Below are 13862 nucleotides of genomic sequence, written 5' to 3' on the forward strand. Positions count from 1 at the left end.
ACCCCATTTCAATACAACTCTTGTTTTTATTAATCGGGACTACAGGGTGAACCGGGGACAAATGGTGTAGATTTCAATACAACTCTTGTTTTTATTAATCGGGTGTTCAAAGGAAGTAAAAGAATACAACATTGAATTTCAATACAACTCTTGTTTTTATTAATCCTCTAAGAAGCGGGTAGTTTGTCGTAAATTTGTCGATTTCAATACAACTCTTGTTTTTATTAATCGCTTGGTCTGCATCTTCCCTGCTCAGCCCCTTTTGCTATTTCAATACAACTCTTGTTTTTATTAATCGGGCAGTCTGTCAGCCATAGGGAAAGCCATGGGGTTATTTCAATACAACTCTTGTTTTTATTAATCATAAATCCATGTTTTTTATAAAGAACTCTTTCAAATTTCAATACAACTCTTGTTTTTATTAATCTCATTCGGACTGCATGAATTGCATAACTGACTGTAAATTTCAATACAACTCTTGTTTTTATTAATCCAACGTATTTCCGCCATTCTTTATTTCCATTATAGTCATTTTCCCTGATAAATTCAACGTTTCTCTGAATATTTCCCAACCGTTTCTATTTTTCCGGCATTTTCTTTCAAATCGGCTGCAAACCGCCATTTTAAGCGGTCTCCCGGCATTTCGTCTCTTTTTGAGGTTGGGAAAACTAATAAAAGCCGCCATCCGGCAGCCCTTACTCTCCACTATCTGAATTGATTTGTCTCAGAATGATATTCATAACCGATACCCGAAAGCTTTACAATGATATCCCCTGAGTCTACACACAGACTCTTGCACAACTCCTCAAAACTATCGTAATAGTCCCTCAGCTGTGTGTTGATGTAGCTTAACAGTATCACCGGATCATTCGGCAGCATTTCTTTTCCTCCTCACTTATGTCACAACTACAAAAAAGCAGTGTTCTTTTCCAAATTCGTAATATATCTTTTGTTTTTCAATGTGATGAATCACATAAATCAGCCCAAAGCCATGTTCCGTAAGCCAGTGTTCCATGGCTCTCCATATTTCTTTATCTTCCTGCGCTTCGGCAATGAATGTCTCTGTTCCCCGCTCACGGTCACAATAATACAGCTTCATAAGCAGGCACCTCCTTTAACTCCTTTTTAAGAAGAATGCATAGGATACCAATATACTGACGGCAAATACGACTAAATCCATGATCAGCATATCATTCTTTAACACAGCGGTATATGCGTCAAACAATCCTCTGATTGCCACGCAGCCCAGACCGATCCCCAGGGTCAGGCGGAGCCAGTAATATCTGATATGCCTGTACATAAACCGAAACATCAGAAGGCCGTATATCAGATTCGGATAAATCAAAAGCTTATAGTGCTCTTCCACTTTCTCACTGACCGGAAACAGCCACCAGAAAAAGTCCGGTCTTCCAATCCAGTCATAAATAAAATGCCAAAGGCTGCCCACCACAGCCGTAAACAGAATGCCTCCAAGAATAAACTTTTTATTTCTGGACATAACCATCCCTCCTTTTGGATAGTATATGCAAATTTTAGGTTCTCATCCTGCAACGGCCCGTCCTGCAAAAACTGCAAGGACGGAAAACAGCACACTCAGCACTACATATAAAATACCTTCACTCACTCTTCCCTCTGAGACAAGGGTCCCTGTCTCAAGAGCAAACGTAGAAAATGTAGTGAATCCTCCGCATAATCCCGTCTTTAAAAACAGGATCAGATTAGGATTTTGGGCCGGTATCCTACCGGTCCACCCGGCGATCATGCCGATTACAAAGGCTCCCAGCACATTGATCCCCAAAGTGATCACTGGAATCCTTAACTGCGCTGAAAGCGGGATCAGTCCGAGAAGATAGCGGAAGACTGCGCCGAGAAATCCTCCCAGCCCTACAAATACACACTGAATCATGTATTATTCTCCTTTGAATTCTTCTGTTGTCATAAGCTCTCCGGTATCTGTATTCATCACATACCCGAATATCTTAATGTCATCCGGAATCAGCGGATGGGTGCTTAAAAGTTCCACAGTTTCATTGACAGAGTCAGAGACACAGTCAAATCCTGCCAGCCAGGAATCAAAGTCAATCCCACAGTGCCGGATGAAATTAATCTTGTCTTCTTCTATCCCCCGGTCGATCATGTGCCGGATCATGCTGTCGCTGTCCATGTGGCCGACACCGCAGTCCGTATGACCGATGACCATGATCTCTTCAATGCCAAGTTCATATATTGCGATCAAAAGACTTCTCACCACACTTCCAAACAGATGACTGGTAACTCCTCCCGCATTTTTAATGATTTTTACGTCCCCGTTTTTTAAGCCAAGGGCTGCCGGAAGCAGTTCCGTAAGCCTGGTATCCATACAGGTTAAGATCGCAATCTTCTTGTCCGGATATTTGCTTGTCTTGTACTGTTCATACATCTTATTTTTCACAAACACCTTGTTATATTCCAAAATATCTTCAATCATTTTTTTATCCTCTCTTATCTTTTACCAGATCCGCCGTGCTTCCCTTACAGGCTCTCAAATAATCCGCGGGATTAAGTTCTACCTGTGTTCCCCGCTTTCCGCCGCTGACGATGAGTGTCTCCAGATTCTTCACACTCTCATCCACCACAGTGCGGTAGTCCTTTTTCATTCCTATGGCGGTGCAGCCGCCTCTTATGTAGCCTGTGACTTTGTTTATATCCTTTACATGAATCATTTCCACTGATTTTTCGCCCACGGCTTTGGCTGCCTTTTTCAAATCCAGCTCCTCGGCAATCGGAATGACAAACACAAAATACTGGCTGCTCTTTCCTTCCGTAACCAGTGTCTTAAACACCTTATCGTAGGGCTGTCCAAGCATATCCGCAATGGCCACTCCGTCAGTAAATTCTTCACATTCATAGCGGTGGATCTCAAACCTGATTTTTTCTTTCTCCAAAATCCTCATCGCATTGGTCTTCGGCTCTTTTTTTGCCATGTTCCTTCCTCCCAACATTCATAGAATGTATGTTGCTGTCTATTATATCACATTTTTTCAGCAGGACAATAGGGGCCTGAAAAGCAGAAGAAAGCTTCTGAACGAAAAAACGTCCCGCAAAAATCAGCGGGACGTTTTCAACTCCGGTTATAATGAATACTATGCAAAAGAAAAATTTAAGCTTCTACAAACACGTCTTTTCCAAGGCCGCAGATCGGGCAGACCCAATCTTCCGGAAGATCCTCAAAAGCTGTTCCCGGTTCGATTCCCTGACTCGGATCACCTTCTGCCGGATCGTATTCATAGCCGCATGGTTCGCAAAGATATTTTTTCATTGTTGTTACCTCCATCTATTAACTTATTCATATTGTGATGTAAGGGTCAAAAGGTATTTTGACCCCCAGATACCTGCGGATTGTTCCGCACTTTGTGCTCCCACAATCCTAAAAACATTCGAAATCCGCCCTAATCGGGCTGCTTTCTCATGTTTTATGGGTCCCAAAGCCCTGCTTTTTCATACAAGCATGAAACGCATGCCCTTTTGACCCTGGTATCATATTATCTTTCATCTGTGACGTAAGTATACCATGCTGCCCATGATTTTTTCTGTTGCATTTGCAACATTTATATGCCATATTTAAAAAAAGGAGGTTTTTTTATGCAGTACAATGAAAATCCGCTGTTCACAGATATCACATCCAAGGACTGCCTGAAAATGCTGAACTGTTTTCACTCTGAGGAAAAACTGTTTTCTTCCGGTGAAATGATCCATCATTTTTCTTCCCAAAAACCTGTCATGGGCATTCTTCTCTCCGGCACTGCTTCCGTGCTGCGCTATGAATTCAACGGAAGCCGGACCATTTTAGAGAAGCTGGAACCAAACAGCGTGTTTGGTGAAATTCTGGCTTTTCATTCTGAAGAATATGAAGATATTCACCTAAAATGTGATACCGAATGCAGGGTTCTCATGATCGATTATGAGTCTCTTATGAAGCCATGCACCAATGCCTGTGCCTGCCATACACGGCTGATCCAGAATGTCACCTGGCTGATATCGAAAAAAACGATGAGTCTCAGCCAGAGAGTCGAGGTTTTAAGCAAGCGCACCATCCGCGAAAAGTTATATTGTTATTTCATGCAGGAATCCCTGCGGCAGAAATCCAATTTCTTTCATATCCCGTTTACCATGTCGGATTTGGCGGATTACCTGTCCGTAGACCGGAGCGCAATGATGCGGGAGCTGAAAAAAATGAAAGAAGACGGCATCCTTTCTTCTGAAAAGAGAATGGTCCGCCTTCTCCCGGAACATACTGCCGGTGTTTAATCCTCCAGTGCAGTTTCATATGCTTTTTTTGTCTTTTCGTCGAAACAGACGAATTCAATGCAGTCAAAAATATCTTTGTTTTTGCAGAATTCTTTTATGATCCTCACCGCAATCGGCGCAGCCTTTGAAAGCGGAAACCGGAACAGGCCCGTGCTGATGGACGGAAAGGTCACATGCCTGCATCCATGCTCTGCGGCCAGCTTAAGACAGCTTTTGTAGCAGTCAGCTAAAAGTTCTTCCTCACAGTCATCCCCGTCTCTCCACACCGGTCCGGGGGTGTGAATCACATATTGTGCAGGAAGTCTGTATGCTTTCGTAATTTTGGCATCTCCGGTATCACATCCGCCCAGGGTGCGGCACTCCGCTAAAAGTTCGGGTCCGGCCGCCGCATGGATAGCACCGTCCACACCCCCTCCGCCCAGAAGCGTCGGATTGGCGGCATTGACGATGGCATCTGCCGGAACCTTTGTGATATCACCCAGGGTTATCTTTATTTCCATGTTACATTTCCTTTCTAGCGCGCAGATAAGCCGTAAAGCATCGCTACATAGCAGGCAAAATCGCCAATCCGTTTTCTCTGGTCACCGAGCTGCTTCCTCCATGAAATATCCAGCCCTCTCTGCTCCATCATACCGCTTAACAGATTCAGCGTGTGTATGACATTGTCATGCTTTCTCGTCCTTCCGTCATTATCCCGCTGGCCTTTCCTGATCTGCTTCCAATTTGCCCTGAGATCCGCATAGACCGTCATTGCACTCAGAGCCAGTTCCCAAAATTCTTCAAACTCCTCGTCATCCTCCGGCGAATTCTGAAGGATCGCCTCATAAATCTTCATTGCTTCCTCAAAAGGAAGTGGATTCGGCTGTGTCAGATAATTCTCATACTTTAGATCTTTGTTCATAAAAAGGCTCCTTTCCTCTGCATATCTGCTGATCTGCCCTGCGCTTTCCCGGTTGGTCTTCCATCACTTTATATCTCTAGTTTAACTTGCTTTCAGGTCTTTGTAAATCTAAAATCCTTATCTCACCGCGTCTTTGATCTGCTCAAGGATCCCTTCCTGTCTTTCATCAAAAAGCAGACCTTTATTATATTTATAATAAGGATCACAGCCGTTTTCTTTGATAAATCGGACGCTGTAATAATTCACATTCAGCTCCGTGATAAAGACTACCATTTCCTGTCCGTCCCCGAAGGCTGCCTCCATAAAATCAAAGGCATAAAGAAGAGCATCCGATATCTTCTCCACCAGCTGTTCCCTGCTTTCTGTCTCTGCTTTAAACCAGGTCCGAACCGCTTTCGGCTCATCCTGCGGTTTTTCTCTCTTCAAATCTTCAAGATAAGTCTCCAGTCTCCCGATCACCTTCTTCCAAATATGTTCTTCCTCCTTTGATATCTGCTCTGCTTTCTTCCTCTCCCGGTATTCTGACTCGGCTTTTTTCAGCGTTTCCTCCATGGACCCATGCTCCATATAGTCTTTCAGCCATGAAAACAATTCGCTTACATAGGCATCTGTTTTCGCATATTCCATGAAAAACTCATTTAATTTTCCATTCAGCAGATGGACAATACTGAGCCGCTCGTCAAACGGAGCAAATTTCAGTTTCTCCAGCATATCTTCTGTGAAAGAACCCTCAAGGATCTCGTCAATCTTATAGTCCTTTCTGTATTTTCTGTAAAGTTCCAAATAATTTGCAAACTCTTTGGCAATCCCTAAATGCCGAATATACTGATAGATTACATCCCGGTCAACCGTCTTTCCAAGCCCCTCATATGCTTTCATAAAGTCGGACAAATCCTCCCATCCCCTGGCAGTCACAAAGGCTTTTCCGTCCACGGTTGTCTCCATCCTGTAAAAATGATGTTTCCGAATTTCAAGATAAGCCATAATGGCCGAATGGATTCCGGCTTTGTATGCATATTCTTTCCACACATCATAGTCAGCTTCCACATCGATCAGTTTGATTCGGTCCAATGTCACCACATCAAACTCACGGACAGACTTATTGTACTCCGGAGGATTGCCGGCTGCAACAATGACCCATCCCTCCGGTACTTTCTGATTTCCAAAAGTCTTGCACTGTAGAAACTGCAGCATCGTCGGCGCAAGTGTCTCAGAGACACAGTTGATCTCATCGATGAATAGGATCCCCTCCCGAAGGCCGGTCTGTTCGATTTTTTCATATACCGAAGCGATAATCTCGCTCATCGTATACTCTGTCACGGAATATGTGACATCTCCATAGGTTTTTTCTTTAATGAACGGAAGCCCGACCGCACTCTGCCTTGTGTGATGGGTGATCGTATAAGCCACCAGTCCAATGCCGCATTCCTTTGCAATCTGTTCCATGATCTGTGTCTTTCCGATCCCGGGAGGCCCCATCAAAAGGACCGGCCTCTGTCTTAGCGCCGGTATCCGGTATTCCCCGTACTCATTTTTATTTAAATACGCTTCCACAGAATCTTTGATTTCCTGTTTCGCACGTTTAATGTCCATAATCTTCTCCTTCAAGTTCTTCTTCGCAAACAATCAGTTTCATCGCCCATGGCGGCACCTGGGCATCCTCGTATTCTTCTTCCATGAAAATAAAGGCAGTCTCAAAGAGCGGCTTTTTCTTCGGATAAATGCCCTGGCCGTCTGTGAAATACAAAACTCCCTTGAGGCTGTAAAATTCTCCTTCTTCCATGAGTCTTGCTATATATTCAAATGCCGGGCGGAAGTCTGTACCGCCTTCCCCTTTGAGCTCCAAATGTTCCATATATTCTTTCAATTCTTTTTCATCCCGGATCTTTTTATCTTCCTGGATTTTTTCATCGCATTGAATGATATGGATGTTGACCTTATGAAGAAATGTCTCTTCTTCCTTTAAAATTCCATAGGTCTCTTCCAAAAACTTCTTTACCAGTTCACCGGAACAGGACATGGACGTATCAATGACGATCGCAAATTCTTCTACTTTTTTTACTTCTTTCCACTCCTGCGGCTCCACCAGCGGCATGTTTCCGTACATGCGAAGCCCGTAGGTGTAAAACACATAGTCAAAAGAATCCTCGTCCACACCGATTTCCTCTTTCAGCACCGCAAATTTTTTCAGAAACTCCCTATAATCATACCTCTCCCTGTTTTCGATCTGCATCTGCCGGACCATATCCCCTGTGTCCGCAGACATTTCCTGAGAGAAAGTTTCCATATCCAGCTCCATCTTTTCACTGATGTCCTGCCACTGATTCTGGATCTCCTGCTGCATCTTGGGCTGGTCTTTCGCCGGCCAGAAGCTGTGGCTGTCCATGACAAACTCTTCCCCGATGCGCTTTATTTCCGCTTCTGTGAGTTCCCATTCCCGGATCCTTTTATAGATGCCTTCCGCCGTCAGCACCTTCAAGTCTTTTCTGAGGCGTTTATAAATATCTTTGCGGAACGCAGTGCCATATAAAGAAACTGCCCCGGTCTTCCACTGGTCGATGACGGATTCCACAGCAATATCACAGCTGATGTCCCACAATTCTTTTTCCCTGTTTTTCTGCCCGGTCAGATGGTGAAAAAGACAGTGCAGTACCAAATGGAGATACATCCGGTTCACCATTCTTCTGTCCTGTGCATACAGCTTCGCCAGATACCCCGGATGAAAGTATATCACCCTGCCGTCAGAGGCGATTCTCTCTGCGTCTGCATGGCTTGTATAAAAAAAGCTGCTCAACGCCAGATCCATGAACCTCATGTGCAGATAAAGTTCATCTCTTGAAGCCATAAGGATCTGCCTTCCGGCTTCGGCAAGCCTTTCTGCTTTTTCTGTTTCTTTCTGCATATTTCTCCTAACTATAACTCAAAAATTTTCTTTTTCGGAGGAAACAGGCGCTGCTTTTCATTCATCAAAAAACTCATAGTTTCTCCGTCTTTCTGCGAGGATGCCTGCTCAATGGCCGCTTCCATGGCATTCTCATTCCAAAGACCCTCTTTCGATAAGAACCGCAGTGCTTCCATATCACGCTGTTGGGCAAATCCTTCTGCTATATTCTTTGCATGGTCTTTTACATATGCTGTATACTCTTTTCTTGCTTTTTCACTCAGTTCATATGGATATCTGAGCCGCCGGACGGCAATTTCCGATACCAGCTCCGGCCGTTCTTCTATCTCTGCCACAGAAAACAGCCTGTCATAGGCCTGATAGTCCACTTCCCTTTTCTGAAAACACTGACGATACTTATAGCCCGACCCGTTAAAATATTTCTCAATGATCCTTGCCGGAGTATTTTCTACCGCCTCTTCATAAAATTCGGGAAAAACCAGCTTTGCTGTCTTTTGATGCCCATCTTCTGTGCGGTAATGCAGGTCGGCATACAGCTCATATCGGATTTCTCCGACGATATCTTTCAGGCACGTGCTTTTCCCGTTATTGCAGAAAATCTCCACGTAACGGAGCCTGCATCCGTTAAACACTCCGGTTCCGGTGCCTTTCAGTGCATCTGAAAACGTCAGTTTTTTGAGATTGCTGCATCCGTAGAATGCATATTTGCCCAATTCCTCTGTTTTATCAGGAAGATGCACTGCTTCAATCAGATTCCCACAGAGCAGTTCCTTTTCATCGTCCTGCAATATATTATTTGTTACATCATATATTTCTACATCTTCCTCTTCCTGTTTCTTCCACTGGGAAAATGCATAGTCTCCTAATATTTTGAAAGGCTGTCCGTCCACAGTATCCGGCAGCGAAACAACACTGTCATTTCCATAACAGCGGACCAGCCTAAGCCCTCTCTTTTCTTTCCGGTAATGAAGGGTAAGCCCCATTGCACGTCCCATCCTTTCCGCAAATTTGTCTGATAATTACAGTCCTATTATACTACATAAGAAAAAAAAGAAAACAGCCTTATTTTGGGGTGAAATGAATGTACTCTGTGAGAAATACGTTTTGTTTCAATGCTGACGTCTTCGAATGAAAAAGTTTCTCAAGAATTCCCTCACTCATAGACGTAACAGGGGCTTGACAGCTTTGCGTACCAGATGCGGTTTGACGTAGTCAAATGATTTCCTTACGCATCTGTGTACAGCCCGCGGAGCGTTTTTTATGTCATAGGGAAGGTCGTAGAACTTTCCTATGACATAAAAAAATCCGGGATTCCCGGATTTAACAGAGCTGTACTATTTACTAAAAAATATTTAGGGCTTCTTTCGATATTTTTTCTCTATCACTGTCACATAGACGGCCATAGCCACAATGGATTCTGCCATAACTCCTAAAATTGAAAGCAAAATATATGGTGAGTTTTGTTCTTTCAGAAGCGGCAGACCTAAAACAGCCAAAATGGCCCCAAAGGTACACCATAGTTTTCCCATGGCGCGATTGTATGACTTTATATTATTTACCGGGAAAACCTCTGCATTTGCCCAGAAACCAAAGGCAGCTTCCTTCTTTGAGTTAAAGGCATATATCCCAAGAATAATGAAGGAACAGCTTATAAACAGCCATATTAAGAAAACAAGCATTGTTACGCACTCCTCTTCTGCAAACCTTATAATGCAAAGCATATATCCCGAATGATATGTACTATCGTGTGATCTGTGAGAATATTTTAACTTTAATTAATATATAGGTGAATTCTATTTTCGCCTCCACGGCTTTGAATATTAATACAACTCTTGTTATTGTTTATCAGTGGCACTGAGTAAAGACATTCTTATCCAATACAGATATTAATACAACTCTTGTTATTGTTTATCTGATGCTCACAGCCTGAGACGGTTTCATTTTTCCATATTAATACAACTCTTGTTATTGTTTATCCAACGTATTTCCGCCATTCTTTATTCTCATTATAGTCATTTTCCCTGATAAAATCAACGTTTCCCTTATTTTTTCCCAACCGACAGCAGTTTTTTTAATTTTCTTTAAAAACAATCTCTAACCCGCAGTTTTATGCGGTTTCTTCGTACCCGCTAAATTTACCGGTTGGAAAATCGAACAATTCTTTTTGAAAAAACATGAAACTTCCCTATCGGAGTAAAAAGATCATTACTGCTGAAACTGCCAATGTCAGAAGCCCTGCGCAGACTGCCAGCAGCAATTTCTGATACGGACGTTTTCCAGATTCCCGGTATTTCTCTATTTCATCGAGTTTTTTTCCTTCCGTAAAAGCCATGATCTCTTTATACGTCTGAATATCATGTGTCTTTTTCTGTTTCTCAACGCGGCCTGCATAATAAATTGCACATCCGAAAATCATGAGCCAGATCACGATTCCAACCACGTCTCCATACAATGAAAGCGGTACTGCCAGCACTGCTGTTGCTACGAGAAGCAAACCGAAGATGAGGCTGTCGCGATTCCATTTTTTAATATCCTCTGCTTTAATCTGTTCTCTCATCTCTTCTAAATCTCCTTTCACTAAGGTATCAAGAGAAATATGAAAAAGAGTGCTCAGCAGGAGCAGACTTTTTACATCGGGATAGTTCTTACCGTTTTCCCAATTTGAAATTGTCTGCCGTGTGACGTATACCTTCTCTGCCAATTCATCCTGTGAGAGCTTTGAATCAAGCCTGTATTTCTTTATCTGTTTGCTGAACTCCATGTTCTGATTCCTCCTGCTTGTGTTTTATGTTGTATCGACATTATACCGATTGAGATGCAGATCTTCTATCAAAAATGTTTGACATCCCCGTTTTTTCAGCATGTAAAATAGATTTGACATGTCATTTCCGGGCCAAAAACGGCCCTGCAGCCTTCATCCATTCATCCGGCAGGTAAACAGCCAGATATCCATGACCATATCCCTCTGCCTCATAGATCTCGCAGGAAGGAACCAATGATTTAAAAAGGGCAGCGGAATTCTTTACACATTTCATCTCCTTCGATCCGTACCAATACATCACCTGCGCTGTCACATGTTTGATCCTGTCGTCCAGTTGGTAGTCTCCCATATAAGTCCGGTAAATGGTACACATGGTTTCTTTTCTGAAATTAGGCATATCTTTCATATAATAATCTATGATTTCCTCCGGAAGCCGCATGGCGGGCATATATTTATTCAGCACTGCCAATTCCAGTCTGCTTGCTGACCTGCTAAACAGCAGCGGCCAGAAGCAGCGCACAAAAGCAGTGCAGCATTTCGCAAGCTTGGGCTGAGGATAACAAAGGCTCCCGTCAATGATCGCTTTTTGTGCAATATCCGGCCTTTGGGAAAGTATTTCTATCACAATCTGCCCTCCCAAAGAGACACCGCCGATGGCAAAAACAGAACCGCCGCAGCTTTCATTGATATATTTAATGATTTTCCCGGCACTATCTTCTGTGGACACATACTCCGTCATGTATTCTTCTCCATGTCCATCCAGCGTGGGCAGGATCACATGATAATTTAAAGACAGCATACGGGCCTGTCTTAAATAGTCCCACCAAGCCTGTCCTCCTCCGTGTATGAGCAGTACATGCGGCAGTTTCCGGCCCCCAAACTCATGAAACTTCATCACTTCCACCTCCTCAAATATACCTTTTTCCAATGTTTAATCAGAACATCAAATTCTTCTTCCATCCGGCCAATATCGATCTGTCCTTTCTGAAAACATCGGTATAAATAACCTTCACAGGCAAGCGCAATTTCATAATACATGGTCTCTGTCTCTATATCCTCCCGAAACATACTGTTGCCGAATGTCCGGAAAAATTTCTGCTCAGCGTTCTGATTTGTCTTGGCGATCAATTTGTGCACATCCTTTTTCACTTCCGGATGCTGCTCATAGTAGGCTTTCACTGAAAACATACAGATCTCCGGATACTTCACCGAAAGAGAACATTTTGCCCGGACATTCCGACGTAACATTTCAAAAAGATCTTCAGTCTCCCATACGCCATAATCCTGCACCGCACTGCGTGTAAGGTTTTCAGCGTGACAGACAAGATATAAATACAGCTCCTTCTTGTTCTTAAAGTAATAAAATAAAAGCGACTTTGAAATTCCTGCCGCATCGGCTATCGCCGACATAGAAGCTCTCTTATATTCATTTCTTGAAAACACCTGATAAGCAGATCTTATGATCTTTTCCCGTCTGCCGCATGGCAGCTGATAAAATTTCTCGTTCATGCTGTCCTCCCCTGACCGATTCGTCTAATATAGACAGCATAAATCCATTGACCGATTTTGAGAAGACCCCCTTTTTAATAATTCGGCTCATCAATTTTTATAATCTGGATTTCTTTATCCCCGGATAATTTTTGAACCAACGATTCCACTCCCAGAATTTCCGTATTCGTATGACTTCCCACAAACAGATTCATTCCCACATGCTGTGCATACTGTTGTGAATAAAGTACGTATTCCCCTGTGACATATGTATCACATCCAGCCTCTGCGGCAATCCTCATCTCTGTGGTCATGTTTCCCCCTCCTGCGGCCACAGCCACTTTTCTTACCGGATTTTCATTATTTTGATAACAGCGCACTTGCTCTGCAAGGATATCGGTCAGCCTTTCTCTGAACACATTGAAATCAACGGGCTCGATCTCACCTATGACCCCGCCATAATAGATTTCCGCATACGGCATCACCTTCTCAAGACCTCCCATTCCAAGTTTCTTTCCCAGTGACGCACTGGTCCCAAACTCCGCGTCATCTAACGGTGCATGAAAATAAGCATGGGTGATTCCGCTTTCTTCTAACATCTTACTGCAGCTTTCTTTCAGTCCAAAAATAAACTCCCACGAATCATGATGGGTCACAAGAAATTCTATCTGTTGCTGGCGGGCTTTTTCTATAATTTCTTCTGTCAGATTTACTGCATACCCGATGATATTAATTTCTCTGTCAAATTCATTAAAAAACCCCCATTCCTCTGGGAGCATATGCAGCTTCTTTTCGTCAAACATATCCATGAGATCTGCTTTCAGTTTACTGTACTTCATCATAACTCCTTCCCTGATCTGTCAAAGTTTGAGATATCAGTCTATCACCCCGCCGAAAGAATTGCAACAAGGCCTCTAAACCGAAAAAATCCCTGAACACAGGATCTGATCTATACAGCCCTGCACACAAGGATTTTTCATGTGAATTATTTCTTTGCTTTGTATTCTTCTACTTTTTTTGTATCTGTATTTTTCTTATAGATTTTTCCGTTGTCTTTGTCAACGTAGAAATCACCGTATTTTTTACCGGAGTCTTTGGATGTGTCATAAATTTCAAAGTGATATCCTTTTGCTCCATCTCTGTACTCTGTGACATCTTGGTCTTTATTTCTCACTTCATACTGACCGTTTCCGTCAGAACCAAGTTTATTGATCAGATAGTCATGGGCATCATCATAATCATCAAACCCATTGGCTACATCGTCCGCCAGATCTTTTGCTCCGTCTGCCACATCGTCAGCCGCATCTTCCACGTCGTCACCCAAATCATTGTTTGTTGCTGTAGTGGATGAACCGCCTTCTGTGGTTTTTTCTGTTGTTGTGGCATCATTTTTGTTTGAACATCCTGTAAACATCGCAGCGACACTTAATGTGAGGACTGCAACCATTGTAAGCATCCAACATTTCTTTTTCATTATGAATTCTCCTTTTCCTTTGGAATAATTATTTGATACCACTATTGTT

Annotated in this window: 19 protein-coding genes and 1 CRISPR repeat array (1 of these 20 running past the window's edge); of the genes, 1 reads left to right on the forward strand and 18 read right to left on the reverse strand. The window is 43.0% G+C overall.

Annotated elements, in window-relative coordinates:
- A CRISPR array of direct repeats spans nucleotides 1-493; the repeat unit is 30 nt; unit sequence ATTTCAATACAACTCTTGTTTTTATTAATC (it extends 385 nt beyond the left edge of the window).
- 212 nt (nucleotides 494-705) lie between these two features.
- From DWV34_RS09025 to rd, 7 genes are all read right to left on the reverse strand, one after another.
- Nucleotides 706-879: a DUF4250 domain-containing protein gene (locus DWV34_RS09025; RefSeq protein ID WP_118476074.1), complete on the reverse strand. Its 174-nt coding sequence runs from the start codon at nucleotides 877-879 to the stop codon at nucleotides 706-708.
- A gap of 16 nt (nucleotides 880-895) precedes the next feature.
- Complete coding sequence (locus DWV34_RS09030) at nucleotides 896-1099, reverse strand: dihydroorotate dehydrogenase (protein WP_118476076.1); 204 nt, start codon at nucleotides 1097-1099, stop codon at nucleotides 896-898.
- Nucleotides 1100-1114: 15 nt separating this feature from the next.
- Nucleotides 1115-1498: a DUF6512 family protein gene (locus DWV34_RS09035; RefSeq protein ID WP_233444251.1), complete on the reverse strand. Its 384-nt coding sequence runs from the start codon at nucleotides 1496-1498 to the stop codon at nucleotides 1115-1117.
- A gap of 42 nt (nucleotides 1499-1540) precedes the next feature.
- The gene (gene crcB / locus DWV34_RS09040; RefSeq protein WP_118476080.1) at nucleotides 1541-1906 is read right to left on the reverse strand and encodes a fluoride efflux transporter CrcB; all 366 of its coding nucleotides are present in this window, start codon (nucleotides 1904-1906) and stop codon (nucleotides 1541-1543) included.
- 3 nt (nucleotides 1907-1909) lie between these two features.
- Complete coding sequence (locus tag DWV34_RS09045) at nucleotides 1910-2467, reverse strand: beta-class carbonic anhydrase (RefSeq protein WP_006566450.1); 558 nt, start codon at nucleotides 2465-2467, stop codon at nucleotides 1910-1912.
- 4 nt (nucleotides 2468-2471) lie between these two features.
- Complete coding sequence (ybaK, locus tag DWV34_RS09050; protein WP_006566451.1) at nucleotides 2472-2963, reverse strand: Cys-tRNA(Pro) deacylase; 492 nt, start codon at nucleotides 2961-2963, stop codon at nucleotides 2472-2474.
- A 176-nt stretch (nucleotides 2964-3139) separates the two neighbouring features.
- Entirely contained in the window at nucleotides 3140-3298 is a 159-nt protein-coding gene (gene rd / locus DWV34_RS09055; RefSeq protein ID WP_009289014.1) for a rubredoxin, read from the reverse strand.
- A gap of 323 nt (nucleotides 3299-3621) precedes the next feature.
- Here rd and DWV34_RS09060 point away from each other — a divergent pair, with 323 nt between their 5' ends.
- Nucleotides 3622-4287, forward strand: coding sequence for a Crp/Fnr family transcriptional regulator (locus tag DWV34_RS09060; protein ID WP_118476082.1), 666 nt, complete (start codon nucleotides 3622-3624; stop codon nucleotides 4285-4287).
- Here the strand turns inward: DWV34_RS09060 and DWV34_RS09065 are convergent.
- From DWV34_RS09065 to DWV34_RS09115, 11 genes are all read right to left on the reverse strand, one after another.
- Nucleotides 4284-4787: an O-acetyl-ADP-ribose deacetylase gene (locus tag DWV34_RS09065; RefSeq protein WP_118476084.1), complete on the reverse strand. Its 504-nt coding sequence runs from the start codon at nucleotides 4785-4787 to the stop codon at nucleotides 4284-4286. The two genes, DWV34_RS09060 and DWV34_RS09065, sit on opposite strands and share 4 nt — an antisense overlap.
- A 14-nt stretch (nucleotides 4788-4801) precedes the next feature.
- Nucleotides 4802-5188, reverse strand: coding sequence for a hypothetical protein (locus DWV34_RS09070; protein WP_118476086.1), 387 nt, complete (start codon nucleotides 5186-5188; stop codon nucleotides 4802-4804).
- 117 nt (nucleotides 5189-5305) lie between these two features.
- The gene (locus DWV34_RS09075; RefSeq protein WP_118476088.1) at nucleotides 5306-6781 is read right to left on the reverse strand and encodes an AAA family ATPase; all 1476 of its coding nucleotides are present in this window, start codon (nucleotides 6779-6781) and stop codon (nucleotides 5306-5308) included.
- Nucleotides 6771-8090 (reverse strand): vWA domain-containing protein, encoded by a 1320-nt coding sequence (locus DWV34_RS09080; RefSeq protein ID WP_118476090.1) that lies wholly within the window; start codon nucleotides 8088-8090, stop codon nucleotides 6771-6773. Before DWV34_RS09080 ends, DWV34_RS09075 begins: the two co-directional genes overlap by 11 nt.
- 11 nt (nucleotides 8091-8101) lie before the next feature.
- Nucleotides 8102-9085, reverse strand: coding sequence for a leucine-rich repeat domain-containing protein (locus tag DWV34_RS09085; protein ID WP_118476092.1), 984 nt, complete (start codon nucleotides 9083-9085; stop codon nucleotides 8102-8104).
- Between the two features lie 357 nt (nucleotides 9086-9442).
- On the reverse strand, nucleotides 9443-9769 hold the full coding sequence (locus DWV34_RS09090; RefSeq protein ID WP_009289020.1) for a hypothetical protein: 327 nt from the start codon (nucleotides 9767-9769) through the stop codon (nucleotides 9443-9445).
- 506 nt (nucleotides 9770-10275) lie between these two features.
- Nucleotides 10276-10851, reverse strand: a complete 576-nt coding sequence (locus DWV34_RS09095) for a helix-turn-helix domain-containing protein (protein WP_009289021.1) — start codon at nucleotides 10849-10851, stop codon at nucleotides 10276-10278.
- 121 nt (nucleotides 10852-10972) lie between these two features.
- Complete coding sequence (locus DWV34_RS09100; RefSeq protein ID WP_118476095.1) at nucleotides 10973-11746, reverse strand: alpha/beta fold hydrolase; 774 nt, start codon at nucleotides 11744-11746, stop codon at nucleotides 10973-10975.
- On the reverse strand, nucleotides 11746-12360 hold the full coding sequence (locus DWV34_RS09105) for a TetR/AcrR family transcriptional regulator (protein ID WP_006566464.1): 615 nt from the start codon (nucleotides 12358-12360) through the stop codon (nucleotides 11746-11748). The genes DWV34_RS09100 and DWV34_RS09105 overlap by 1 nt, the downstream gene beginning before the upstream one ends.
- A gap of 74 nt (nucleotides 12361-12434) precedes the next feature.
- Entirely contained in the window at nucleotides 12435-13181 is a 747-nt protein-coding gene (locus DWV34_RS09110) for a Nif3-like dinuclear metal center hexameric protein (RefSeq protein WP_227032334.1), read from the reverse strand.
- Nucleotides 13182-13324: 143 nt separating this feature from the next.
- Nucleotides 13325-13813: a hypothetical protein gene (locus DWV34_RS09115; RefSeq protein WP_006566467.1), complete on the reverse strand. Its 489-nt coding sequence runs from the start codon at nucleotides 13811-13813 to the stop codon at nucleotides 13325-13327.
- Nucleotides 13814-13862: the final 49 nt, after the last annotated feature.

Source organism: Anaerostipes sp. AF04-45 (assembly GCF_003461725.1).
GTDB classification, from domain to species: Bacteria; Bacillota; Clostridia; order Lachnospirales; family Lachnospiraceae; genus Anaerostipes; species Anaerostipes caccae.

Bases quoted from the DNA above. Each gene is read 5' to 3' on its own strand.
- DWV34_RS09025 (WP_118476074.1), bottom strand. From the start codon at position 879: ATGCTGCCGAATGATCCGGTGATACTGTTAAGCTACATCAACACACAG.
- DWV34_RS09030 (WP_118476076.1), bottom strand. From the start codon at position 1,099: ATGAAGCTGTATTATTGTGACCGTGAGCGGGGAACAGAGACATTCATT.
- DWV34_RS09035 (WP_233444251.1), bottom strand. From the start codon at position 1,498: ATGTCCAGAAATAAAAAGTTTATTCTTGGAGGCATTCTGTTTACGGCT.
- crcB (WP_118476080.1), bottom strand. From the start codon at position 1,906: ATGATTCAGTGTGTATTTGTAGGGCTGGGAGGATTTCTCGGCGCAGTC.
- DWV34_RS09045 (WP_006566450.1), bottom strand. From the start codon at position 2,467: ATGATTGAAGATATTTTGGAATATAACAAGGTGTTTGTGAAAAATAAG.
- ybaK (WP_006566451.1), bottom strand. From the start codon at position 2,963: ATGGCAAAAAAAGAGCCGAAGACCAATGCGATGAGGATTTTGGAGAAA.
- rd (WP_009289014.1), bottom strand. From the start codon at position 3,298: ATGAAAAAATATCTTTGCGAACCATGCGGCTATGAATACGATCCGGCA.
- DWV34_RS09060 (WP_118476082.1), top strand. From the start codon at position 3,622: ATGCAGTACAATGAAAATCCGCTGTTCACAGATATCACATCCAAGGAC.
- DWV34_RS09065 (WP_118476084.1), bottom strand. From the start codon at position 4,787: ATGGAAATAAAGATAACCCTGGGTGATATCACAAAGGTTCCGGCAGAT.
- DWV34_RS09070 (WP_118476086.1), bottom strand. From the start codon at position 5,188: ATGAACAAAGATCTAAAGTATGAGAATTATCTGACACAGCCGAATCCA.
- DWV34_RS09075 (WP_118476088.1), bottom strand. From the start codon at position 6,781: ATGGACATTAAACGTGCGAAACAGGAAATCAAAGATTCTGTGGAAGCG.
- DWV34_RS09080 (WP_118476090.1), bottom strand. From the start codon at position 8,090: ATGCAGAAAGAAACAGAAAAAGCAGAAAGGCTTGCCGAAGCCGGAAGG.
- DWV34_RS09085 (WP_118476092.1), bottom strand. From the start codon at position 9,085: ATGGGACGTGCAATGGGGCTTACCCTTCATTACCGGAAAGAAAAGAGA.
- DWV34_RS09090 (WP_009289020.1), bottom strand. From the start codon at position 9,769: ATGCTTGTTTTCTTAATATGGCTGTTTATAAGCTGTTCCTTCATTATT.
- DWV34_RS09095 (WP_009289021.1), bottom strand. From the start codon at position 10,851: ATGGAGTTCAGCAAACAGATAAAGAAATACAGGCTTGATTCAAAGCTC.
- DWV34_RS09100 (WP_118476095.1), bottom strand. From the start codon at position 11,746: ATGAAGTTTCATGAGTTTGGGGGCCGGAAACTGCCGCATGTACTGCTC.
- DWV34_RS09105 (WP_006566464.1), bottom strand. From the start codon at position 12,360: ATGAACGAGAAATTTTATCAGCTGCCATGCGGCAGACGGGAAAAGATC.
- DWV34_RS09110 (WP_227032334.1), bottom strand. From the start codon at position 13,181: ATGATGAAGTACAGTAAACTGAAAGCAGATCTCATGGATATGTTTGAC.
- DWV34_RS09115 (WP_006566467.1), bottom strand. From the start codon at position 13,813: ATGAAAAAGAAATGTTGGATGCTTACAATGGTTGCAGTCCTCACATTA.